General features: G+C 69.7%; 20 protein-coding genes and 3 pseudogenes. 12 read left to right on the top strand and 11 right to left on the bottom strand.

Annotated elements, in window-relative coordinates:
• Positions 1-2: 2 nt before the first annotated feature.
• Both ACZ4O3_RS14400 and ACZ4O3_RS14395 read right to left on the bottom strand, forming a co-directional pair.
• Positions 3-251, bottom strand: a complete 249-nt coding sequence (locus ACZ4O3_RS14400; RefSeq protein WP_362717857.1) for a hypothetical protein — start codon at positions 249-251, stop codon at positions 3-5.
• Between the two features lie 96 nt (positions 252-347).
• Positions 348-1,397 carry a zinc-dependent alcohol dehydrogenase family protein gene (locus ACZ4O3_RS14395; RefSeq protein WP_467722296.1) on the bottom strand — a complete coding sequence of 350 codons (1,050 nt, stop codon included), beginning with the start codon at positions 1,395-1,397 and terminating at the stop codon, positions 348-350.
• 273 nt (positions 1,398-1,670) lie between these two features.
• Here ACZ4O3_RS14395 and ACZ4O3_RS14390 point away from each other — a divergent pair, with 273 nt between their 5' ends.
• The 4 genes from ACZ4O3_RS14390 to ACZ4O3_RS14375 all read left to right on the top strand — a co-directional run bounded on the left by ACZ4O3_RS14390 (position 1,671) and on the right by ACZ4O3_RS14375 (position 4,349).
• Complete coding sequence (locus tag ACZ4O3_RS14390) at positions 1,671-2,402, top strand: ferritin-like domain-containing protein (protein WP_467722295.1); 732 nt, start codon at positions 1,671-1,673, stop codon at positions 2,400-2,402.
• 166 nt (positions 2,403-2,568) lie between these two features.
• The gene (locus tag ACZ4O3_RS14385) at positions 2,569-3,009 is read left to right on the top strand and encodes a VOC family protein (protein WP_362717865.1); all 441 of its coding nucleotides are present in this window, start codon (positions 2,569-2,571) and stop codon (positions 3,007-3,009) included.
• Positions 3,010-3,194: 185 nt separating this feature from the next.
• Positions 3,195-3,806, top strand: a complete 612-nt coding sequence (locus tag ACZ4O3_RS14380; protein ID WP_467722294.1) for a hypothetical protein — start codon at positions 3,195-3,197, stop codon at positions 3,804-3,806.
• Positions 3,807-3,953: 147 nt separating this feature from the next.
• Positions 3,954-4,349, top strand: coding sequence for a hypothetical protein (locus ACZ4O3_RS14375; RefSeq protein ID WP_467722293.1), 396 nt, complete (start codon positions 3,954-3,956; stop codon positions 4,347-4,349).
• Positions 4,350-4,512: 163 nt separating this feature from the next.
• On the opposite strand, the gene ACZ4O3_RS14370 is transcribed toward ACZ4O3_RS14375, so the two are convergent.
• Positions 4,513-4,917 carry a hypothetical protein gene (locus tag ACZ4O3_RS14370; RefSeq protein WP_467722292.1) on the bottom strand — a complete coding sequence of 135 codons (405 nt, stop codon included), beginning with the start codon at positions 4,915-4,917 and terminating at the stop codon, positions 4,513-4,515.
• 79 nt (positions 4,918-4,996) lie between these two features.
• On the opposite strand from ACZ4O3_RS14370, the pseudogene ACZ4O3_RS14365 reads away from it, so the two are divergent.
• Positions 4,997-5,137: pseudogene (locus tag ACZ4O3_RS14365) on the top strand (tyrosine-type recombinase/integrase); the annotation flags it as partial.
• Between the two features lie 214 nt (positions 5,138-5,351).
• On the opposite strand, the gene ACZ4O3_RS14360 reads toward ACZ4O3_RS14365, so the two are convergent.
• The 4 genes from ACZ4O3_RS14360 to ACZ4O3_RS14345 all read right to left on the bottom strand — a co-directional run bounded on the left by ACZ4O3_RS14360 (position 5,352) and on the right by ACZ4O3_RS14345 (position 7,829).
• Positions 5,352-5,720 carry a hypothetical protein gene (locus ACZ4O3_RS14360; protein ID WP_467722291.1) on the bottom strand — a complete coding sequence of 123 codons (369 nt, stop codon included), beginning with the start codon at positions 5,718-5,720 and terminating at the stop codon, positions 5,352-5,354.
• A complete protein-coding gene (locus ACZ4O3_RS14355; protein ID WP_467722290.1) occupies positions 5,717-6,199 on the bottom strand; it encodes a TetR family transcriptional regulator in 483 nt (160 codons plus the stop codon). The genes ACZ4O3_RS14360 and ACZ4O3_RS14355 overlap by 4 nt, the downstream gene beginning before the upstream one ends.
• The gene (locus ACZ4O3_RS14350; RefSeq protein ID WP_467722289.1) at positions 6,192-7,019 is read right to left on the bottom strand and encodes an alpha/beta fold hydrolase; all 828 of its coding nucleotides are present in this window, start codon (positions 7,017-7,019) and stop codon (positions 6,192-6,194) included. Before ACZ4O3_RS14350 ends, ACZ4O3_RS14355 begins: the two co-directional genes overlap by 8 nt.
• Before the next feature lie 69 nt (positions 7,020-7,088).
• The gene (locus tag ACZ4O3_RS14345) at positions 7,089-7,829 is read right to left on the bottom strand and encodes an SDR family oxidoreductase (RefSeq protein WP_467722288.1); all 741 of its coding nucleotides are present in this window, start codon (positions 7,827-7,829) and stop codon (positions 7,089-7,091) included.
• Between the two features lie 153 nt (positions 7,830-7,982).
• Between ACZ4O3_RS14345 and ACZ4O3_RS14340 the strand changes: the two genes are divergently transcribed.
• Positions 7,983-8,888 carry a helix-turn-helix domain-containing protein gene (locus ACZ4O3_RS14340; protein WP_467722287.1) on the top strand — a complete coding sequence of 302 codons (906 nt, stop codon included), beginning with the start codon at positions 7,983-7,985 and terminating at the stop codon, positions 8,886-8,888.
• Positions 8,889-8,994: 106 nt separating this feature from the next.
• Here the strand turns inward: ACZ4O3_RS14340 and ACZ4O3_RS14335 are convergent, their stop codons facing one another.
• Positions 8,995-9,363 (bottom strand): DUF5994 family protein, encoded by a 369-nt coding sequence (locus ACZ4O3_RS14335; RefSeq protein ID WP_467722286.1) that lies wholly within the window; start codon positions 9,361-9,363, stop codon positions 8,995-8,997.
• Between the two features lie 648 nt (positions 9,364-10,011).
• Here ACZ4O3_RS14335 and ACZ4O3_RS14330 point away from each other — a divergent pair.
• Positions 10,012-11,745, top strand: a complete 1,734-nt coding sequence (locus ACZ4O3_RS14330) for a sensor histidine kinase (RefSeq protein WP_467722285.1) — start codon at positions 10,012-10,014, stop codon at positions 11,743-11,745.
• 256 nt (positions 11,746-12,001) lie between these two features.
• Positions 12,002-12,874: a slipin family protein gene (locus ACZ4O3_RS14325; RefSeq protein WP_362717889.1), complete on the top strand. Its 873-nt coding sequence runs from the start codon at positions 12,002-12,004 to the stop codon at positions 12,872-12,874.
• 116 nt (positions 12,875-12,990) lie between these two features.
• On the opposite strand, the gene mgtA is transcribed toward ACZ4O3_RS14325, so the two are convergent.
• The gene (gene mgtA, locus ACZ4O3_RS14320) at positions 12,991-15,651 is read right to left on the bottom strand and encodes a magnesium-translocating P-type ATPase (protein WP_467722284.1); all 2,661 of its coding nucleotides are present in this window, start codon (positions 15,649-15,651) and stop codon (positions 12,991-12,993) included.
• Positions 15,652-16,216: 565 nt separating this feature from the next.
• Here mgtA and ACZ4O3_RS14315 point away from each other — a divergent pair.
• The 3 genes and pseudogenes from ACZ4O3_RS14315 to ACZ4O3_RS14305 all read left to right on the top strand — a co-directional run bounded on the left by ACZ4O3_RS14315 (position 16,217) and on the right by ACZ4O3_RS14305 (position 18,997).
• Positions 16,217-16,729: a hypothetical protein gene (locus ACZ4O3_RS14315; RefSeq protein WP_362717236.1), complete on the top strand. Its 513-nt coding sequence runs from the start codon at positions 16,217-16,219 to the stop codon at positions 16,727-16,729.
• 257 nt (positions 16,730-16,986) lie between these two features.
• Positions 16,987-17,148 (top strand): annotated as a pseudogene (locus ACZ4O3_RS14310) (IS256 family transposase); the annotation flags it as partial.
• Positions 17,149-17,758: 610 nt separating this feature from the next.
• Complete coding sequence (locus tag ACZ4O3_RS14305; protein WP_467722283.1) at positions 17,759-18,997, top strand: PP2C family protein-serine/threonine phosphatase; 1,239 nt, start codon at positions 17,759-17,761, stop codon at positions 18,995-18,997.
• Positions 18,998-19,076: 79 nt separating this feature from the next.
• On the opposite strand, the pseudogene ACZ4O3_RS14300 reads toward ACZ4O3_RS14305, so the two are convergent.
• Both ACZ4O3_RS14300 and ACZ4O3_RS14295 read right to left on the bottom strand, forming a co-directional pair.
• Positions 19,077-19,281: pseudogene (locus ACZ4O3_RS14300) on the bottom strand (transposase family protein); the annotation flags it as partial.
• Between the two features lie 545 nt (positions 19,282-19,826).
• Positions 19,827-20,171 (bottom strand): hypothetical protein, encoded by a 345-nt coding sequence (locus ACZ4O3_RS14295; protein WP_467722282.1) that lies wholly within the window; start codon positions 20,169-20,171, stop codon positions 19,827-19,829.
• A gap of 304 nt (positions 20,172-20,475) precedes the next feature.
• Here ACZ4O3_RS14295 and ACZ4O3_RS14290 point away from each other — a divergent pair, with 304 nt between their 5' ends.
• Positions 20,476-22,236: a hypothetical protein gene (locus tag ACZ4O3_RS14290; RefSeq protein WP_467722281.1), complete on the top strand. Its 1,761-nt coding sequence runs from the start codon at positions 20,476-20,478 to the stop codon at positions 22,234-22,236.
• Positions 22,237-22,504: the final 268 nt, after the last annotated feature.

Raw genomic sequence — 22,504 nt, 5'->3', positions numbered from 1 at the left:
CCTCAGCCGGCCTCGGCACGGTCGCCGAGCGCGTCCAATGGATCCACCCACTCGATGACGCCGACCTCGCGGCATCCACGTGATTCGATCACGAGCACCGTGGCGCCCACCGGAAGGGGATCCTCCGACCAGGCGAGGAAGGTCTCGGAGCCGCCCCTGACCCGCACGAGGACCTCGCCGGGACCCGCCGAACCGCGCGTCCCGATGAGAACCTCCCCCGTGCAGCCGATCACGGCCTCGTCCTGCGGCATCACCGGCCGTCCTCCTCGTCCTGGCCCATGATTCCGACGATAGACCCACCTGGCCCAGCACCCAATGGCCAGGGACCAGGTCCTGGAACGGCGGCGCTACCCGTCGAAGACGAAGAGCGGTTTCGCCCCGTGCGCGGGTGCTTCGGCGAACGCGACGGCCTCGGCGAAACCGTCGAGCGGGAAGGGCCGGCCCTCGGGGATGGTCAGCACCGCCTTGGTGACGAGACTGCGTACCTCGGACAGCGCGACCAGCACGTCCTCAGGAGAGGCGGCGCCGAACCAGCGGTTCAGCCAGAAGCCGCGGACCGCCTTGGCCTCGTAGATGACCGAGCGTGCCTGCAGCGGGATCGTCAGCGCCGCCGGGTCGGTCTGCCGGTGGGTGGAGAGCGCACCGTAGACCACCACCTCGCCGCCCGGCGCCAGCGCCTGGGACACCTGGGCGCCCACGGGACCCGCGACACAGTCGGTGGCCTTGCGCACACCGGCCGGTCCGGCGATCTCGGCCACCCGCTGGGACAGATCCTCGTCCTCCGTGCAGATGACCTCGTCACCGCCGAGGGCCTTGATCTCGCCGACGGCCGCGCGCCGCCGGACCACGTTGATCGTGGGGATGGCCAGATGCCGGGCCAGCTGGATGACCAGCTTGCCGACGGTGGAGCCCGCGGCCGTCTGCAACAGCCACTCGCCCGGCTGCACGGTGAGTTCGCGGGTCACCAGGAGCAACGCGGTCAACGGATTGACGGCGAGCTGACAAGCGCTGGCGTCGCTGAGCCGGTCGGGGACGGGCAGAAGCCGGTGGGCGTCGGCGACGAGGTACTCCTGCCAGGTACCGGCCACCGGCGGCCCGGGCACCGCCGGAACGGCGACGGCGACCACGCGCTCGCCGATCCTCAGTCCCTCGGTGTCCGGACCCAGGGCCTCGACACGGCCCACGCATTCCATGTGCCCGCCCACCGTGGGAAAGACGGGCGAGAAACCGTAGCGGCCCCGCAGCACATGCAGATCACTGGCGTGGATCGGAGTCGCCCTCACCCGGATCAACGCCTGACCGGGCCCGGGCGTGGGAACCGGCCGGGACTCCAGCCGCAGAACGTCGGCCGGCTCACCTGGTGTCGCGGCTACGAGCGCGCGCATGGTGTGCGCCATGGGTGACCTCGTCTCTCAGCGCCCGGCGGACCCGGCGGCCGGCCCGGACGGGAACGGCACCGGAACGACACCGGCGCCGGCACCCTCGATGACGCCCGGGCTCCGGCCTCCGGCCTCCACAGCCCCGAAGCTCCCGCAATCACGCTATGCGCGACGGCGGGCCCCTGCAATCGGTGAACTGCGGGCCTGCGGTGGCCGGGGAACGGTTCGCCGTACGCCTGCGTCGTCCCTCTGCGGGGGCACGGCGGCCGTGTTCCGGAGAGGGGAGACCGGATGCGGGCGGACGGCTTCGTCAAGTGGACACGTCGGTTCGAGGACGAGCGCGAGCGCAGACGCGCCCAGGGGGACCCGGACTGGGACCGGGGCGCGGCACTGCCCGCCGCGGTGTGGACCAGCGTCCAGCGCTTCCAGGTCGGCGAGGACGGCGACGGCGCCAACCTCGTCGGCAAGGCGGACCAGGCCGGCGACACCGACTACGGGCAGGCGGTCCGGCTCTTCATCGCCGAGGAACAGAACCATGCCCGGCTGCTCGCCCGGCTGCTGGCCGCGGGAGGCCTGCCGACGTTGCCCGGGCACTGGAGCGACACGGTCTTCGTACGGCTACGGCGTCTCATGGGCCTGCGCATGGAGCTGCTGGTGCTGATGGTCGCGGAGGTGGTGGCGCTGCGCTACTACCGCGCCCTGCGCGACGGCACCGACGACCCGCTCACCACGGACGTGGCAGGGCGGATCCTCCGCGACGAGGAGCGGCACGTGCCGTTCCACTGCGAACGGCTGCACGCCTCCCTGGCGGAACTGCCCCGCGCGACGCGTCGCCCGGTCATGGCCCTGTGGCGGCTTCTTCTGCTCGCGGCCACTCTCGTCGTCGTCGCCGACCACGGCCCGGCACTGCGCCGGCTCGGCCTCGGAGGCCTCCGCTTCGCGGGCGATGTCATGACCTCGTCCCGCACGGTGGTCTCGGCCGTGCTGACACCGAGCCCGGACGCATGGACGAACACGAACTGACGCGAGACGGGCCGGGGTTGGCGCATCCGGCTGAATCTCACGTGAGCCGCGATCCACGACTCTTCGGAGTCCGGCAGCCTGCCGATGTCGAGAACGCGCCACCGGCTCCGTCCCAGGCGCGAAAGCGGCCACCAGCGGCCGTACCCGAGGAGAAGGAGAGACCGGCATGGCGATTCAGCGGATGGACAACGTCGGCATCGTCGTCGAGGACCTGGACGCCGCCGTCGCGTTCTTCGTGGAACTCGGTATGGAACTGGAGGGCAGGGCGGAGGTCGGAGGCCTCGTCGCCGACCAGTGCACCGGACTCGACGGCGTCCGCTGCGACATCGCGATGGTCCGGACCCCGGACGGCCGCAGCCGGCTCGAACTGGCGAAGTACCGCAGCCCCGCGGCGGTCAGCGCCGGACCGCGCAACCGGCCGCACAACATTCTGGGTACCCACCGCGTCATGTTCGCCGTCGACGACATCGAGGACACCGTCACCCGCCTCCGCCCGCACGGAGCCGAACTCGTCGGCCAGATCGCCCGGTTCGAGGACAGCTATCTGCTCTGCTACGTCCGCGGCCCGGAGGGCATCATCGTCGGCCTGGCCGAACAACTCCACTGACCGGGGGAGCGGCTGATCACACGCGCTGTCCCTCGCTGCCGGCTCCTCCGGCACGCTCTGCAAGCACCACCTGACCGGGGATCGATCTACCACGATCGGGTGAATCCGGCAGGTAAGCGGCAACCGCACGCCATCTTCACATGTCCCCCATCGTGTCTTCGGTAGCCGACACTTCAGGGGGACCCATGAACAACAACCAGCCGTCACAGCGTCCCGAATGGGCCGGCTCGCAGCAGCCCCACGGTCCGGACCCCTACGGACGGCAGCCGTTCCCGCCCCAGCCGCCGAAAGGGGGACCCGGCGCGGGCAAGGTCATCGGCCTGGGCTGTCTCGGTCTCGCCGGCGTGGCCGTCGTCCTCGGCATCGCCGTCGCGGCTGTCGGCGGCAGCGGCTCGGACGGCTCCGGCAACGGCGCCTCGAAGCCGGCGTCCACCACCACGCCGGGTGGCGAGGCGGACGCCGTAGCAAAGGACGACGGCAAGAAGGCCGGCACCTCGAAGGCCGTCGTCTTCAAGGTCTGGGGGACCGCCCCGGCGGGAGCGCTCGGCGGCCTCGACATCAACTACGGCTCCGACAGCGACACCCGCAAGGGCACGTTCAAGAACGGCACCTTCGAGGCCACTCTGCCCCTCGCCAAGGGGGCGATGTACTACACGCTCAACGCACAACTGCAGGGCTCGGGGGACATCAACTGCAGCGTGACCGTGGACGGGCAAACCAAGTCCGGGCACGCGTCGGGCGGCTACAACATCTGCGACGCCCAGCTCACCAGCGACTTCACCGGCGGCTGGCGGTGAGAGCGGCCACAGATCCCCGGCCGTCCCGTCCCCGAACCGGAGAACCCGTACTCCCGCGCCGTAATCTGATCACGCATCATGATGGGGCAACGGCCCCGGAGCCCCGCCTCTTGCCGCCCTTGCACCCCGGCCTGCGACAGTGGCCCCGTGCTTCTGGATCCTGAGAACTCCCTGTTCGTCCGTGGTGCCACGCCCGTGCTCCTGCTGGCTGACGCGCCTGTCCACGATGCCCTGCCCCTCCTGACCGCGCAGGACGGAGCGATGCCCTCGTGCGAGGGCTGGAACATCGTTCCCCGGCTCACCCTGTGTGTCGTGGACGGACCTGGGGACCACGGGCTCGTCGTCCTCGCTCTCGCTGCGCCGGTGGTGGGCGGCGCCGACGACGGCCCGGCGTCGAGCGGCATGGGCGACTGGTGCGCGGACGCCGAGCAGGCCGGCGGAGTGGTCGTTCTGTCGTTGGACCGCCTGCCTGAGGCACTCGACTGGTCGGCCCTGCCGTCCTCGGGAACTGTCCGCGGCGGGTTCATGCCTGCACTGGCCTGACCGTGGGAGCGTCGGACTCGTGAAGCGAGCAGCATGCACGCTCACCCGTGCTGACGGTCCGCTGACGTTCGCGCTCGTTCGCCGCTGTTCCTCGCTCGGTCTGGTGCGGTCGCCTTCGTTGTTGTACTTCGTTGCTGTACCGCAGGGGGCTGCTTCAGCTCACTCAACCGCACCGTAGGTCGAGCGTCCCGCCCTCCCCCAACGTGCCCGTCTCGATCCTCAGCAGGCGGTGGCCGTCCCGCTCTCCGAACTGGGTGATCTTCCCGTCCACGTAGTCTCCGTCAACGGCTTTCAGGCGCTGCTCAAATGTTCCTACCGTGAGGGGAGTGCTCACCTCCAGTGTGGACATCAGCCAGCAGTACCCGCCGTTGCCCGGACTGGATGTCACATGAGCCGACCCATCGATGACTCTGGTCCCTTCGACCTGCAACGCATGGCTACGCATTGACCGCTCATAGGCTGCGGCTTCTCGATCGTGACGTCCGAATGCGGATACGTCGTAGATCTCGTACGTCGCCGCCGCGCCGACCAGAGAGGCCATGAGAACGACGATCACTCGCTTCCGCATGGTCAGACGCTACAGACCGAAGCAGCAACGCGGTATGTACGGTGGTTCGACTCGGTTGGGTTCGGCTTCCGGCCGTGACCGTGACGGACACGTCTTCCTCGGGCCCCAGGGCGGCCAGTTACGGCGCGGCGACCTCCGGGACGACTGGAACAAGACCCGGAAGGACGCCGGGGTCACGGCCGACGCTCACTTCCACGACCTTCGGCACACGGGCAGCACCGGAGTGGGATCGAATCCTTGCCGGGGAGTGTCCGGCGGTGCTGGGAGGTGCTATTTCGCCTGGTCAGTGCCCATGCGACTTCGCGCGCGGTCCCACTCGTGACACCTCGTGCCGGACAGTCCGCTCACGCATCGCGCACGCATGAAGCCCGCTTCCTGGAATGCGAAGGGGTGCACTCTGGGCCAGCGCCCCAGGATGCGTACCGAGTCATGATCTAGTGGCGCAACAGCCAACGCCAGCGCGGCTGTTCGAGCACGACCGACGTCGCAGCCAGCGCGGTCGCGACGACCGCCGCCCACGTGGGCCACGCGAACCACGGCGCCACCGATGCGGCGGCCAGTTCGAGGAGCACGAGCAGGAGCATCGCTGCGCCGGGGACCGCCACCGGCGGGTCGAAGGGGCGGTCGCCGGGTGTTCCGACGACGGCCGGAAGTCCGATCAGCAGGACCAGCACGGTGGTCGCGACCGCCCAGTCGATCCGGTGCAGCGCCCACGGGGTGGCCGTCCAGCCGATCAGTTCGGTCAGGAACCGCAGCCCGGAGGCGGTGTTGGTGCGGTTCGGGGAGTCGGCGGCCTGGGTCATGGTCCCTCCCCGGCATGGAGCGGCGCCGTGTCGGGCCCGCCGCCGGCGGCCGCGGCCCGCATGCCGTTGATGGGCGTGTCGACGACGAACCGGTGGCTGTCGGCGGGGTCGCGCTCCATCTGGAAGGCATCGTTGCTTTCGAGGCCGACGAAGCCGTGGATGACGGTGTGCGGCGCTCGGACCGCGTCGAACAGGATCCGCACCGCTTCGGAGGCCACGGCCTGGTACTCCTCGTCTTCGGGGCGCGGGGCACGGATGCCGTTGGCCCGGGTCAGGACCGCGTCGGTGTCGCCGACGGCCTGGAGGCCGACGCCCCGCTGGAGGGCGTCCGGCGCATCGACGTGCTTGTACAGCGACGGTGTCCGCACGCCGACCCGCTCGGCCAGCAGGCCCATCGTCAGGCCGGCGAAGCCGACCTCGTCGGCGAGTTGCGACGCGGCCGCAATGACCGTGGCCCGGTCGAGTCCGGCCCTAGGCACGGGCCGTCTCCAGGAATGAGCGCACCAGGCCGACCACTGCCGACGGGAACTGGACCTGCGGGTAGTGGCCCGCCCCCGGGAGCATCTCGAGCCGGCCGACGCCCTCCGGCAGCGCGGCCACGATGGCCTCGCCCTCGGCCTTCGGGTCACTCCAGTCGGGATCGAGGGTGCCCATGACGACCAGGACCGGGCAGTGCACGCTGCCGAGTTGGGCACCGGCGTCGGCGGCGCTGTTCATCTGCTTCTGCAGGGCCTTCATCCGGCCCGGCTCGTGCAGCATCGCGTCGGTGCGCTCGAGGCTCGCGGCCCAGTCCGCCGGGCGCGGCTCCGGGGTCGCGAGCTCCAGGTATTTCCGCCACTGCTTGTGGCTGCCGAACATCGCGACGGCGGAGATCGCCTTCGCGGCCTTGCGGTAGCGGGACACGCCCAGGGCGCTCAGCGAATACTCCACCTTGCGGGTGAACGGCGCCAGTTCGACGACGGCGCTCACGAGCGCCGGCGCCTTGGCAGCGGCGATCGTCGCCGCACCGCCGGAGAGGGAGTGGCCGACCAGCACCGCGGGACCGCCGAGATGCTCGATCAGTGCGATCAGGTCGCCGGCGATGTCGGTGCGGGTGTAGGAGGGCCACGTCGCGGTCGACTCGCCGCTGCCTCGCAGGTCCACGGCCGCGACCCGGTAACCGGTGGCCACCAGCTCTGGGACCATGAACCGATAGGCGTCGCGGCTCTGGCCGATCCCGTGCGCAAGCACCATCAGCGGCCCGGAGCCGGTCACCTCGTAGGCGACGGTGCCGCCTTCCACGTTCAGGAACTCTGTCATGTCGATCTCCGTAGCTCGTCTCGACAGCCACGACAGCGGAGTCAGCAGCCGGGCCGGGAACCGGGCCGATCAGCGGCCGGGCAGGTGGTCCAGCGGCGCGGAGCGGCGCTCCAGGAGCTCGGCGTAGGTGCCGTCCCGCTCGGCCCAGCGCAGCGGCAGCGCGGCCTCGGCAATGATCTCGCGGGTCGTAGGCTCCACGGCCAGCAGCTCCATCACCTCGTCGAGGTAATCGTCGACCGGCACGGCCGCCGGGTTGAGCTGCGCCATCGCCGGGGTGGCGACGGCCGGCGGCACGAGCTCGGCCACCTCCACGCCGGTCCCGGCCAGGTGCGCCCGCAGCGACTCGGTGTAGGAGTGGACCGCGGCCTTCGTGGCGCCGTAGGTGGCCATGAGCGGGAAGGGCAGGAACGCGATTCCCGAGCTCACCGTGATGATCGTTCCGGCGCCGCGGCCGATCAGGTGCGGCGTGAAGGCGTCGATCACCCGGATGGTACCGAGCAGGTTCGTGGCGACCATGTTCTCGGCGTCGGTGATGTGCGCGGGGTCGCGCAGGTCTTCGGTGAGCAGGACTCCGGACATCGTGACAACGACGTCGAGGCCGGGGTGCGCCGCGAGCACCTCGTCGCGGGCCCGCAGGACCGAGGCGGGGTCGGTGACGTCGATCCGAACGGACTGCAGGCCGTCCCGTGGCTCGGGCTGGCGCCCGCCGACGACGACCGTGTTGCCGTCCTTCGCGAACCGGTGCGCGAGTTCGAGCCCGATGCCAGAGGTGCCACCGACGATGAACACTGTGCGATTGGTGAGCTTCACCAGAATCTCCCTGTGACGTTCGTAGCCGTCCAGCGACTACCGGATCTTCCACAAGCAGGCTCGGTCACATGCTTGGGAACTGGAGAGGCCCTGCCGATCCGGGGTGTGCCAGGACCCCCTCTGCGCCCGTCGGCCGCGGCTACCGTGGGAGGTATGCCTCAAGACGACGCGAACCGGCTGGGCGAGTACCTGCACGCCCGCCGCGACCTGGTCACGCCCCAGCAGGCCGGCATCCCCGGTGGCGCCAACCGGCGCGTCCCAGGGCTTCGCCGCGAGGAGGTCGCGATGCTTGCAGGTATCAGTGCGGACTACTACCTGCGGCTGGAGCGCGGCAGGGATCACAACCCCTCCCCGCAGGTGCTCCAGGCCATCGCCCGTGTCCTGCGCCTCGACGACCTGGAAACCGAGTACCTGCTCGGACTCAACGTGGCCCGCCCGCCGGCCCGCCGCAAGCAGCGCACACCGCGCCTGCCCGCCCGGTTGCACCATCTGCTGGCGGCCGTGGACGTGCCGGCGTTCGTCGAGGACCGGCACTTCGACGTCCTGGCCTCCAACCGGCTCGCGATGGCGCTGTCGCCGCGGCTGCGGCCTGGCGGGAACCGGCTGCGCTCCCTGCTGCTCGACCCCGAGGAACGCCACTTCCAGCACGACTGGGAGGCGGCGGTCGTCGACTCCGTCGCGGCGTTTCGCCGTTCGGTGGACGACAGCGTCACCGACCAGCGCTCAGTCGAACTCGTCGGCGAGCTGTCCCTGGCCAGCAACCGCTTCCGCACCCTGTGGGCACGGCACGACATCAAAGCGCTCGGCTACACCAGCACCGTCAATCATCCGGTCGTAGGCGAACTGCACCTCAACCGCGAGAAGCTCGCCGTCGGAGACCTGCTGCTCGTGCTCTACTACCCGGACCAGGACAGCGACGCAGCCGAGAAGCTCCAACTGCTGACCTCCCTCGCCCCCACCGGCGGGCAGCAGCCCGCCGCGGCCGTCGACCCGCTGACAGGCCGAGACGTCAACGCCTGCCACCCATCGCAGGGCAGTCGGGACCGGCACGGACCGTGAAGCCCCGCTCGCTCTGACAAATACGCTGTTGACCACTGAGTTGGCGGTGTTCTGACCTGTGACTGCAGTGATCGTTTCGGATCATGGTGATCGTCGCGGGATTTGTTTACGGCGGCGTGGTCAAGATCGGTTGGTTTAGCCTGTTCAGGGCTATTCGGGCGCCATGTCGAGCGGGAGGGCCCGTTGCCGACGATCGGCGAGTACGGCCCGTATCCCGCGCGGCTGCGGCAGCAGTTCGAGGGCGTGATCTGGCGGTCAGAACGGCGGGGCGGTGGCGGGAGATGCCGCAGGAGTTCGGTACCTGGCCGACCGTCCACAACCGCTTCGACAGTGGCGTGAAAAGGGGGCGGTCCGGAAGGACAGGACGGGCGGGACGGTCCAACACGTCCGTGAGCGCCGGCAGTTCCCTCGGATCCCGGGACCGGGGCCAGCAGGCTCCGTCCAGCAGGCCGCGGGAGGTGCCGTCGGTCTTCAACGCGAGACGTGCGAACGGGCTGCGACGGGCTCGGGGTGCGGCAGGGTGGGGTACAAGGTCGCCGACATCGTGCGGACCCGTCTCCGGGCCACCTGCGGCGACCCGGGTTTCATCCTTCGCCGGGGACGACCCGGCGTGAAAGCCGTGTGCGATATGCCCTCGGTACCGTCCACGCTACTCCGCGTTTCCCGGCGGCGAGGAGCAGTGACCGCACTGTGGGACGGCGGGGGCGAGAGGTCAGCGGCGCCACTCCACCGTGAGCAGCGTCACGTCATCGCTGGTCTGTCCGCCCCGCGCCCGCTTGAGCGTTTGGGACAGGGATCGCGTCACCGCCCGGATGCCGCGGCCGGTCCTTTCCGGCTGGTTCACGCAGTCGGTCAGGCGGCCCTCCCCGGACTCCTCCCCACCGCTCTTGTGCTCCTGACCTGCCCTCCGCACGTTGGCTGTCCCCGCCGCAGGAGGCGCACACGTTCGGTCACAGGAAGGCCCGCGGCTCGCTGTCGGGGCCGGCAGTGGGGCGTCGGCCGAGTCGGTTGTCGGCTACCTGCTCGATTCGAACGTGCAAGCGCCGTGCTCCTCCGTGGCGGGTCGATGGAGGCTTCTCGGGTGCATGCTGGAGGGATCGGGGGCCTCCCGAGGGGAGTCGGCGTGGACGAGGACACGGGCGCTACGCGGCGTACCGGAGATCGGGTGGCGCCCCGCATCCGGTTGGACGAGCAACTGGAGGAGGTACAGGCCCAGATCACGCGAGTGCGTTCCGCCCGGGAGCGGGTGGTCGGACTGCTGGAGGCGGTTCTGGCTGTCGGGACCGAGCTGGACCTGGGTGCGGTGCTGCGGCAGATCGTGCGGTCCGCGGTCACCCTGGTCGACGCCGAGTACGGGGCGCTGGGCGTACGGGGCGATGAAGGCGGTCTCGAAGAGTTCATCACGTACGGGATGGACGAGGAGACCCGCGCCGCGATCGGGCACCGTCCGGAGGGCCGGGGAATCCTCGGGCTGTTGATCCGCGAGCCGCACTCGCTGCGGTTGGCCGATCTCAACGAGCACCCGGACGCCGCTGGTTTCCCGGCCGGGCATCCGCCGATGCGAACCTTCCTCGGTGTTCCCGTCCGGGTGCGTGATGCGGTGTTCGGAAATCTGTACCTGGCCGACAAACGCGGTGGTGCCGAGTTCGGCACCGATGACGAGGCGGTGCTGGCGACGCTGGCCGCGGCCGCCGGGGTGGCGGTCGACAACGCCCGGCTGTACGAGGCGGTACAGCGCCGCGAACGCTGGCTGACGGCCAGCAGCGAACTGACCCGCAGCCTGCTGTCCGGCACCTCCCCGGCCGAGGCCCTGGACACGTTCACCGCCACCATCTGCGAGATGGCCGACGCCCATCTGGTCGCTCTCGCGGTGCCCATCCCCCGCACTGGCGGCCTGGTCGTCGAAGCCACCTCCGGTCCGGACGCCGAGCGCGTACGCGGGCTGGTTCTGCCGGCCACCGCGCTGGCCGCGAAGGTCTATACCTCAGGTGAGACGATCACGACCGACGACTGGAACTCCGACCCTCGAACCGAACACGACACCCTCCCCGTGGCCCTGGGGCCGGTCTTCCTGGTCCCGCTCGGCACCCCCGAGCACGTGCGGGGCGTCCTGCAGGTCGCCGGTCTCCCCGGCCGTCCCGCCTTCACCGCCGCGACCGTCGCCATGATCGCCGGATTCGCCAACCACGCCGCACTCGCCCTGGAGATCGCCGAGCACCGCCGCGCCGCCGAACAGCTCCTGCTCCTCGGCGACCGTGACCGCATCGCCCGCGACCTGCACGACCTGGCCATCCAGCGCCTGTTCGCCGGAGGAATGACCCTGCAATCGGTCCTCGCGCAGGTCTCCGACCACCCGCAGGCCGCGGAGCGAATCCAACAGGTCGTGGACAGCCTCGACGACACCATCAAGATCATCCGGTCGACGATCTACGCTCTGGGGCAGCGCGACAGCACCGGGCACACGCGCCTGAGGTCGCGCCTGGTCGCCGAGACGGGCGAGGCCGCCGCGACCCTGGGTTTCACTCCCGCCCTGCGCATGACCGGCCTGCTGGACACCCGCGTAGCCGACGACATCGCCGACCAGTTGCTCGCCGTGCTCCGCGAAGCCCTCGCCAACGCCGCCCGGCACGCCCACGCCACCACCGTGGACGTCATGGTCGAGGCCACCGCCACGCATCTGATGCTGCGGGTCTCCGACAACGGCCGCGGCATCGACCCGGCTCGCACGCGTCGCAGCGGACTGGCCAACCTCCGCACCCGTGCCACGGAACTCGGCGGAACCCTCACCATCGCCCCGCACCGGCCCACCGGCACCACCCTTGACTGGGCCGCCCCCCTCCCCGCGGAACAGGGCTGACCCCTGCGCCCGTTACGGGGGCCGGCACGGTGGGGACCGTTCGGCCCATGCGGTGTGGTCCGCGACGAGCGATGCTGGACACACGGCCGGTCCTCATCGGGTTCTCACGCCTCAGGCGCCGGTCCCGGTGAATCGCGCCCTCGCGACGGCCACGAGCACATCACGGTGTGCTCGCTCCCCTTGGCGTCACGTGCTCCGCCGACCCATTGCCAGGACCTCGCGCGAACGCCCCGGTCCTCGTCCCGAGGAGCCCAGCATGCAACTCCTGATCGTTCTCATCGTCGTGGTCGGCCTCGTGGCCCTCGTGGTGCTCGCCATGGCCGTGAAGGTCGTCAAGCAGTACGAGAACGGAGTGCTGTTCCGCTTCGGCCGCCTCGTCGGAACACGCTCCCCCGGGCTGCGGTTCATCATCCCGTTCGTCGACGCCCTGCACCGGGTGTCGCTGCGGGTCGTCACCATGCCGATCCAGTCCCAGGGCATCATCACCAAGGACAACGTCAGCGTCGACGTCTCCGCCGTGGCCTACTTCCGCGTGGTCGACGCGGTCAAGTCGGTCATCGCGATCGAGAACGTGAACTCCGCGATCGACCAGATCGCCCAGACCACCCTGCGCAAGGTCGTCGGTCAGCACACCCTGGACGAGACCCTGTCCGAGACCGACCGCATCAACCTGGACATCCGTCAGATCCTCGACATCACCACCGCCGAATGGGGCGTGGAGGTCACCCTGGTCGAGCTCAAGGACATCCAGCTGCCCGAATCCATGAAGCGCGCGATGGCCAGGCAGGCCGAGGCCGAGCGGGAGAAGCGATCCAAGATCATCAACGCCGAGGGTGAGTCGCTGGCCGCTGCCGCCCTGGGGGACGCCTCCGACACGATGATGGCCCATCCGCTCGCCCTGCAACTGCGCAATCTGCAGAGTCTGGTCGAGATCGGTGTGGACAAGAACACCACCGTCGTCTTCCCGGCACCGCTGATGAGCACCATAGGCGAACTCGGCTCCTTCCTCGCCCGCGAAGCGAACGCGGCCGGCGCAACGGCGCCGCCGTCCCCCACGCTCGCACCGCCCCTCGACCTGGCCGGTTCTGCTCGCGTGCCGGCACCGAACGGAGGGACCGAAACCACGTGAGCGCTCCTGTGGGGGCAAGCCCGCGGTGGACCGCCAGGCGGACGTGCGCCCGGCGGTCCACCGCGTGGTGATCCGGCGTCCCTGTGCGCCGCTCGCCGCACGGCTGACGGTCCGCATCACGGCGGGCCGTCGACCGGCGTGCGGTGGGGGGCGGCAGTGCTGAAGCGGCCGGCACGGCGCCGCAGGTGGCGATGGCGCGCATAGTGCCTGGGAACCGGAGGTGGCGCGCCTGCGGCCCCGTAGAAGAGCCGTTTGCCGATTTCGATGAGGGCCAGGTAGGCGAGGATCATGCCGACCAGCGTGGCGAAGAACCCTCCCGGAAGCGGTTGGAAGCCCAGGGTGTGGGCGAGCGGGGTGGCCGGCAGCACCGCGCCGATGGTGACGACGCCGAGCGCGGCGAGGGTCAGCGGCAGGCTGGGGTGGCTGCGGAAGAACGGGATGCGCCGGGTGCGGATGGCGAAGATCACCAGGGTCTGGGTGGCCAGCGACTCGACGAACCAGCCGGAGCGGAACTGGGCCGGGCCGGAGTGGAAGACCCAGAGCATGACGCCGAAGGTGACGAAGTCGAACACCGAGCTGAGCGGCCCGAAGGAGATCATGAACCGGCGGATGAAGGCGATGTCCCAGTGCGAGGGCTTGCGCAGCTGGTCCTCGTCCACGTTGTCGGTCGGGATGGCCAGCTGACTGCTGTCGTAGAGAAGGTTGTTCAGGAGGATCTGTGAGGGGAGCATCGGCAGGAAGGACAGGAACAGCGAGGCGCCCGCGGCGGAGGCCATGTTGCCGAAGTTGCTGGAAGTGCCCATCAGCACGTACTTGATGGTGTTGGCGAAGATCCTGCGGCCCTCGGCCACACCGTCCGCGAGGACGTCGAGATCCTTCTCCAGCAGGATGACGTCGGCCGCGTCCTTGGCGACATCGGTTGCCGAGTCGACGGAGATGCCCACGTCGGCCGCGTGCAGTGCCAGTGCGTCGTTGACTCCGTCGCCCAGGAACGCCACGCCGCCGCGGCTGCGCCGTTGCGCGTGCACGATACGGGCCTTGGCCTCGGGGCTCACGCGTGCGAAGACGGTGGTCCCGGTGATCGCTTCGGCCAGATGCGCGTCGTCCAGGGCATCGACCTCGCTGCCGGTCATCGCGCCCGCGTCGGTGAGGCCGAGGTCATGGCAGACCTTGGCGGCGACCGCGGCGTTGTCGCCGGTGACGACCTTCACCGCGATGCCCAGGTCGGCGAGTCTGCGCAGCGCTGTGGCGGCGCCCGGTTTGGGCGGGTCGAGGAACACCAGCAGCCCGGCCAGGCTCAGCTCCCTCTCGTCCCCGGGCTCGACGGCCTGCGTTCCGGGGGCGACGGGCCGGGTGGCGACGGCGATCACGCGGTTTCCTGCCGCGAACTCGGCCGCCAGCGCGTCGCGGGCTTCGGGCGGGACGTCGACGCAGCGGTCCAGGACAGTTTCCGGAGCGCCTTTGGTGACCAGGCTCGAACGGCCGTCCCTGTCCCGCACGAGGACCGAGATCATGCGCCGTTCGTGATCGAAGGGCAGCACCGCGACCTGGGTGTACCCGTCCAGCGCGGCCCGCTCGCCCGCGGCGGCCGGAGACCGCCACAGGGCCTGGTCCAACGGGTTCCCGCCGACATCCCGCGCATCCCGCGCCGCGTTGTCGGTACTGAGCAGCCCCCACTTCACCACCGTCCCGGAATCGAGGTCACTGGCGGGAACGGCGCGCATGTACTCGATACGGCCCAGGGTGAGCGTGCCTGTCTTGTCGGTGAACAGGACATCGACATCGCCCAGGTCCTCGATGCAGACCAGCCGCTTGACCAGCACCTTGCGCCGGCTCATCCGGCGCGACCCGGCGGCCAGACTGGTCGACACGACGGCGGGCAGCAGCTGCGGGGTGATACCGACCGCGATGGCCAGCGAGAACAGCAAGGCGTCGATGATCGGCTTGTGAAGCACTACGTTGATCACGAAGATCGAGCTGGTCAACGCGCCCGCCACGTAGACCAGCAGCAGGGAGAAGCGCCGCAGTCCGACCTGGAACTCGGTGTCGAGAGGGTGGGTGTCGAGCCCGGCGGCGATCTTGCCGAACTCGGTGTGTGCTCCGATGGCCACCACTACGCCGCGGGCAGCGCCTGTCCGAACGACCGCGCCCATGAGAGCGCACCCGGACAATTCGGCCAGCGGGGTCCCGGCCGGGACCGCGGCAGTGGTCTTGTCCACCGGGAGCGACTCGCCGGTCAGGACCGACTCGTCGCACTCCAGACCGATGACCTCCAGCAGCCGCAGGTCCGCCGGGACGATGTCACCCAGACGCAGGTCCACCACGTCACCGGGGACCAGCGCCGTGACATCCACCAGGGTCGTCCGGCCGTCGCGCAGCGCCACGGTCTGATGGCGGATCTGGGAGTGCAGCGCCTCGGCGGCTTTCTCGGCGCGATACTCGTTGACGAAGCCCAGACCCACGGACGCGCTCACGATCAGCCCGATGATCACCGCATCGCCTCGCTCGCCCACCAGGAAGGACGCCACAGCGGCCGCCACCAGCAGCCCGAGCAACGGCGAGCGGAGCTGATGCCACAGCACCGGGAGTACCCGGGCACGGTGCGTGGCGACCGCATTGGGGCCGAACTGCGCATGCCGTCGCGCGGCCTCCTCACTGCCCAGGCCCTCCCCGGCGACGACACCGAGCGCACGAAGGACTTCGTCCCCCGACACGGCCGCCGCCGACACCACCCCGCCCGCGAGCACGGACGGCTGCGCCGGAGCGGAGACGCTCACCCTGCCCAGCCTTCGGAGGCGGGTGGCACGTTCCTCGACGTGGGGCGCCGGCTGGTCTCACGATCCCGGCACTGCTGCTTGGTCATGCGCATCGCCGTCCTGGGTGTCATGCCGTCCCGGCCGGTGAGAACGCGGGGTCCACAGACCCGGCGGGCTCCGGGGTTCCAGCATCGCACGCTCCTCGCGCTTCGACGCGAGCCACGTGGTGCACCCGCCGAGTGTCACCGAGGAACTCGGCGGCGGTACCGGCACACCGCACAGCGGTGGCAACGGGAGGCGTACGCGAATTGCCAGCTCGTGGATCGCACAGCGCCTTCCGGGGCGGGATCACTTGCCCGCCCGGGCCCGGCCGGTCCGCCGGTATTCCTCCACCGGGACGTGACCGACCCCTCCAGAGGATGAACCCGGATCACGTGTGGGAGCTGCAATTGGGAGGGACCGATGCCGCAACCAACCTGCATATCCTGGATGCGTTCACCAACCAGCGCATAGGAAACCAGATTTGGCAACAAATCAGGAACCTTCCTGACCGCACTCCTCTGAAGATCAGAATCGAGGGCCCCGAATGATCTCCCCGGAACTGGAAGAACTCTTGGCGGCAGCACGCACCCTGCTCGCCGATGATTTCGAGCTGGGCATGATGAACGATGTCCCTGCCGGGTACTCCGGGCGCCCCCTCCCCTCTGACGTGCCTGCCGCCTACGCGGACTTCCTGAGCAGAGCGGACGGGGGAATCTTCGGCTCGGTGGTGCTCTTCGAGGCGAAGGTCGTCGTGGACTCGCAGTTCTACGCGGATCCCAGGGAAGGGACACCGGTCCAGCTGAACCGGGAAGAATGGTTCTGCATCGGCAAGATCAACGAGGACCCCGTGTTTCTCCGCCGGTCGACCGGAGAAATCTGGGGATTCCCTGACACCGGCGTGATCTGGTGGCAGAGCGAAGTCTTCGAGAAATTCGCCGACGAACTCAACGACTTCCTGCTCGACAAAGCCTTCGGCAGCGGATATCAGAACATCGCCGGCGACGATCCCGATGATTCCTGGCTAACGGCACTACGGCAGCTTGGTCGCATTTCATAGACGCTCCACAAACGGTCGCTGCGGGTCAGCGACGACCGGTCAGGCGATTGTCGGACGGGCGTGACGGCGCACCCGGTACGGAGCCGTCGAGGAAGAGGTCCGTCAACGCCCACACGCACGAGTCGAGCAAGTCCGGCGACTTCTCTTCGACCTCCGACGCGCCGACGCACGTCGTCATCTGCTCTTCCAGGACGGCGAAGGTGCGCGGCGGGTCTGTACGAGGAGCGGTGTAACTCCCGGCCTGGAAGCGACAGTTGATGACTGACGTGACGAGTGGCTCCGAGGCCGTGGAGGCCGCTGTGAGTGGGACGAACGCGGTGGATGACGGGCTGGTGGCCGAGCTGGTTGCCCGGGCCCAGGCTGGTGGGGTGAAGCTCACCGGGGAGGGTGGCCTGCTGCAGCAGCTGACCAAGCGGGTGGGCTGGCCATCAGTTGGGCTGTGCTGGGGGTGCACGCGTTGCTGCTCGGACGGATGCCTGGCCGACGCCTTTCCCGGCTGGTGCGACAACCCCGGCTGTGGGGCACCGGGGCCCTGCTCATGCTGGTGAGCTGGAGTGTCCGCTCCCCGTCGCTTCGCGCGGTCGGCGTCGGGTTCGTCGCTTTGGGACACGTTATGAAGCCCGGGCGTTGATCGGCCACTGCGACGTAGAGGCGACTGCCGTCAAAGCCTGCCGTCAAAACGGCCCGAACCATGATCGGTCCGGGCCGTTTCGCCTGGTGCCCCCGGCGGGATTCGAACCTGTGACACCCGCTTTAGGAGTTCTTCTTGGGCGTGGCTGTGACCTGCGGAAAGGCCCGCTGCAGGGTGTTCGGCTTGGGCGAACATCCCTCCGTGGTTCTCATATATTCACGGGGCTTCCCGGCCTCGTATGTGCTGAGTCCGTGCCGACTGGGGTCCTCCGAGAGGCATCGGGCGCTGCCGTGGCAGAAGGCCGGAGGCGCGGATGCCGGCCTCGACGCGCAGGCATCCGGCTGGGGCGAGCCGTAGCGTGAGAGGGGAGGAGGAGCAGGTCGTAGAGGCGGAGGGCGATGGCGGGGATGGATTACGCGGCGCTGTTCGCGGCCACGCCGAGTCCGTATCTGGTGCTGGGTGCGGACCTGGTGATCGTGGAGGTCAACCGGGCCTATCTGGAGGCGACCGGCCGCACCAGGGAGGACCTGCTCGGGCGGCACATCTTCGACGCCTTCCCGGACAATCCGACCGATCCCGACGCTGACGGGGTCCGCAACCTGAACGCCTCCCTGCACCGGGTCCTGGTCTCGCGGAAACCGGACACGATGGCCCTGCAGAAGTACGACATCCCTGTCGCGGGGCGACCAGGGGCGTTCGAGGAGCGGTGGTGGTCGCCGATCAACACACCGATCCTTGCTCCGGACGGCACGGTGGAGTGGATCATCCACCGGGTGGAGGACGTGACCGCGTTCATCAAGGCCCGCGCCGCCGGGAAGCGGCCGCCGGCGGAGCGGCTGACCGAGCGGGAGGCGCTGGAGGCCGAGCTGTACGCGCGGGCCCGCGAGCTGCAGCGCCTCAACGAGGAGCTGCGCCAGTCCCACGACCGCGAGCGTCAGGTGGCCGTCACCCTCCAGGAGGCGATGCTCCAATCGCCGGACCTGGCCCACCACCAGGACATCGCGGTGCGCTATCTGCCCGCGACGGGATCGCTGAACGTCTGTGGCGACTGGTATGACGTGGTTGACCTTCCCGACAGTCGCTTCGCGGTGGCGGTCGGTGACGTGGTCGGGCACGGCCTGGAGGCCGCAGCCGTCATGGGCATGCTGCGCAGCGCACTGAGCGCCGCCACCCGGGCGCTGGAGCGGCCGGCCCTGGTGGTGGAGGCGCTGGGGCTGTACGCCCGGTCGGTCGAGGGCGCGCTGAACACGACCGTGATCAAGGCGGTGGTGGATCCCCGCAGCCGCCTGATCATCTACAGCAATGCGGGTCATCCCCCGGCGATCCTGGTGCACCCGGACGGGGCCTGCGAACTGCTGGACCAGGCCACCGATCCCCCCCTGGGCGCCCGCCTCCAGCCCGTCCCCCGCCCCCAGGCGGACTTGTCCTACACCCCCGGCGACACCCTCGTGCTGTACACCGACGGACTGATCGAACGCCGCGGCGAGGACATCGACGCGGGCCTGAAACGCCTCACCGACGCCCTCGGTCGCTGCGCCACCCTCGCTCCGGAGGCTCTGGCCGATTCACTGCTGGCTCGCCTCGGCCTGTCCGGCGGAGCCCCCGACGACATCGCTCTGGTCGCCGTGCGACTCTGACGGATTCCCCGCGCTGAGGAAATCCGCTCCGGCATTCAATGACCGCGGCCCGTGCCCACGGCATCGAGCCCGTTCGGCGTTACTGCTGGAGCGTGAGGACGGCAGTGGCGATTTGACGTCATTCGATTCGGGCTGCTCCGGGACCGGCGGAAGAAGCGCCAGGACTTCAGGCGGGTGACGCCACGCTCGACCGGTGCCCGTGCCGCAGGCATCGCGTGGTTGACGGTTTGCCGGGTCGCCGTGAGTTCGCGGCCCGGCGGGCGTCCGCGGGGTGTCGTCACCCATGTGAGGTGACCCCGTGGATACCGACACTTCTGTTGTGAGCCACGAGGCTCAGCCGTTGGTGGCAGCGGGTCCTCGCCTGCTCCCCGAGGCGGACCCGGCGGTCGCCGAGGCCGTAGCCCGGCTCGTACTGCGCGCCCGCGCCGCCTCCCAGAACCCAGCCCGAAGCCGAGCCCGAACCCCACAGCGCGGAGGAGTCCGTGCCGGATGACGCCGATCCGGCGGGTGATGTTCGGGAGATCAACTCCCCATCCGCTCACGCAAACGGCCCCGGACGAGGAGTCCGGGGCCGAACGGGGAGCCTCCTCGGAGGAGGAGCCCCGGTTCAGAGCGGTAATGCGTTGTGCCCCCGGCAGGATTCGAACCTGCGACACCCGCTTTAGGAGTTTTCCCTGGACAGGGCTGTGACCTGCGGAAACGTCGGCTGCGGGGTGTCTGGCCTGGGAAAACACCCCTCCGTAGTTCTCGCGTGTTCACGGGGTTTCCCGTCCCCATGTGTGCTGAATCCGTTCCGCGGGGACACCACATGAGCCGACTCAGTGACGAGTTATGCGCGGTCCTCGCGCCTCTCGATCGCCTGCGCGGCCCGGCACTGCTCGTGTTCCTCGGCGACGCGGCCTGCCTTGAGGTAGGCGCGGCCGAGTCGGCATCTCGGCGGTCCAGCAGGCATGGTTTGTCTCGCCGAGTTCCACCGCATGGCCGACGACGGTGGCGAGAACTTCTGCCCTCGCATGCTGTGTCGCAGATCCACGAACAGGCAGCCGTCCGGGTAGTGGGGGCGGATCTCATGAGCGGCGCATACGACGAGCGCGGTCTTCCCGAGCCCTGCCGTGCCGTCCACCGCCACGACGGACACGGACCCGCCGTAGCGGAACGCCGTGGGCTGCTGCATGGCGGAGCGCCAGGGAGACCGCCTGGCCGGCCAGACGATCGGCAGGGTCGCCGCGGAAGACGTGTGGACAGCCAAGTACCCCGTCCAGTAAATGGTTGATCAAGGAACGCCGAGGTCGTCCGAGGCGGTGTTACGCTCCGCGTGCTCTGCGGTTCTGTGCCGCAGCAACGGGGGACGGACGGCCGGGTGTGCCGGAAAGACGGGCAACCGCCGTGTGCACGACCGGATCCATGCGCGTTGACCCCGCCGCGAGCACAGGCACTCGACACCGACCGTCCCGGCCCAGCCTGAAATGAAGACACCTGTGAATCGAACCGTGCACCAACGCGGCTGGCTCGCGCTTCTGCTGGCCGGCGCGGTGATGGTAGCGCTACCGGCGGCAGCAGTCGCCGACGAGACCCCGATCGACCCGGCACTGCCGACGCCCACGGTGCCGGTAGGTGCGAACTGCGCCAGCGACAGCAGCCCGGCCTGGGCCACCGTGTCCAGTCCGCCGCCCGCGGGCATGACCGTCTCCATCGGCGTACCGCGGCCGACGGTGAACGGAGTGACGTACCAGGGGGTCGTCCACGCGTGGGACGTGGACGGTTCGCAGGCGGCGGACGGGTCCGCCGCCGGGCTGCCGGTGCTCTCCCAATCCGTGTACGTCCCGCTGCCATTGGCGGACGGGCACACCTACGGCTGGCACGCGTCGACGTACGACGGGACGGCGTACTCGAATCCGACCGCACCCTGCTACTTCAGGCTGGACGGCAGCCCGCCCCCCACCCCGGTCGTCACCAACCCGGACTTCCCCCCGGCGGGCAGCCCGGGAACGCCCACGAAGGCCGCCGGGCAGCCCACCACGTTCAGCTTCAGCTCCACCGGCGACCCCCTGCCCGCCGGGTGCACCGAGGCGGGGACTCCGGACTGCCAGGCCAGCGGCTTGGACCATTTCGAGTACGCCTTCGACCAGCAGCCCGGCATCGGCGCGGCCCGGGTTCCCGTCGACGCGGAGGGCAAGGGCAGTGTGACGGTCGCCCTGTCCTGGGGTGTCCACACCCTCTACGTCGTTGGGGCCGACGCGGCCGGGAACCGGTCGCAGTCGCCGGCCGCGTACACGTTCACGGTTCCGTGGCAGCTCCCGCCCCCGGTTCTGCCCGCCCTCGACCTCACCGCCCCGGCGACAGTCGGCCGGGCGGCCCAACTGGCCGTCTCGGGGCAGCTGTCGGCGGCTCCGTACCCATCCGGTGAGGTCGTTCACGTGGTCAAGAGCGACCTGGCCCATCCCGCTGGTATGGCGCTGCCCGATGCGTCGTTGTCCTCCGACGGCACCTTCAGCATCACCGACGTCCCGCAGGTCGGGGGAGCCAACACCTACACCGTGACCTACCCGGGTGACTCCACCCACCAGACCGTCAACGCGTCCGCCACCGTCCAGGTCTCCCGCAGTGCCACCGCGGTGTCCGTCACCACCAACGCTCCGTCGTACGCCTACGGCGCGACCGCAAAGGTCACCGCCCACCTCGGCACGACCTACAACGGCCGCACTCTCGCGGTCTACGCCCAGCCTTACGGTGGCAAGAAGGCGCTGGTCACGACTGGCACGGTGGACAGCCACGGCAACCTGGCCGCGACCTACAAGCTCACCCGCAAGACCACCTTCACCGCAGCTTTCGCCGGTGACTACCGCTACGCCCCCAACACGGCTTTCAGCACCGCGTCGGCCTACGCCAAGGTGTCCGAGTCGCTGAGCGGCTACTACGGGAGCACCCACTACGGCAGCCTCCTCTACCGGGTCTACCACCACACCGCCAAGGCCAAGCTGAACGCCACGGTCACGCCCGACAAGGCCGGCCAGTGCGTGCGATTCCAGACCCAGCGGTACTACGGCGGTGCCTGGCACACGCAGAGCACATCCTCCTGTCACACGCTCAGCACGACGAGCGCCGGCTATGCGACGCTGAGCCTGACCAATGCGGTCACCGGCAAGTTCCGTATGCGGGCCGAGTACGTCCACAGCAGCGCGGACACCGGCAACCTCAGCACTTGGGGTGCATGGCAGTACTTCACCGTCAGGCAGTGACACACAAGGAGCCCGGTCCCCGCCAAGGGGGCGCTCGGCGTCCGGGACCGGAAGTTGACCGACCGCGCCTCGCGTGCAACACGTGCCACCTGAAGCGGTTCGCTGCGCCTGACCGTAACCGGTCACGTGTCTGCTCGGGTGGCAGCCGGGCGGCTTGACGAGCAACTTGCGGGACGACTGTGTCAGGCCGTTCCTGAGGCCCGTGGGCGCCACAGGCGGGACCTCCACAACCTTCGAGGCGCAGGCAACAGGTCTGGAGCTGATGACA

The sequence above is a fragment of the Streptomyces sp. NPDC026515 genome (assembly GCF_055567595.1).
Note: the sequence above shows the minus strand (reverse complement) of the source record. Positions and strands in the feature narration are given on the sequence as shown.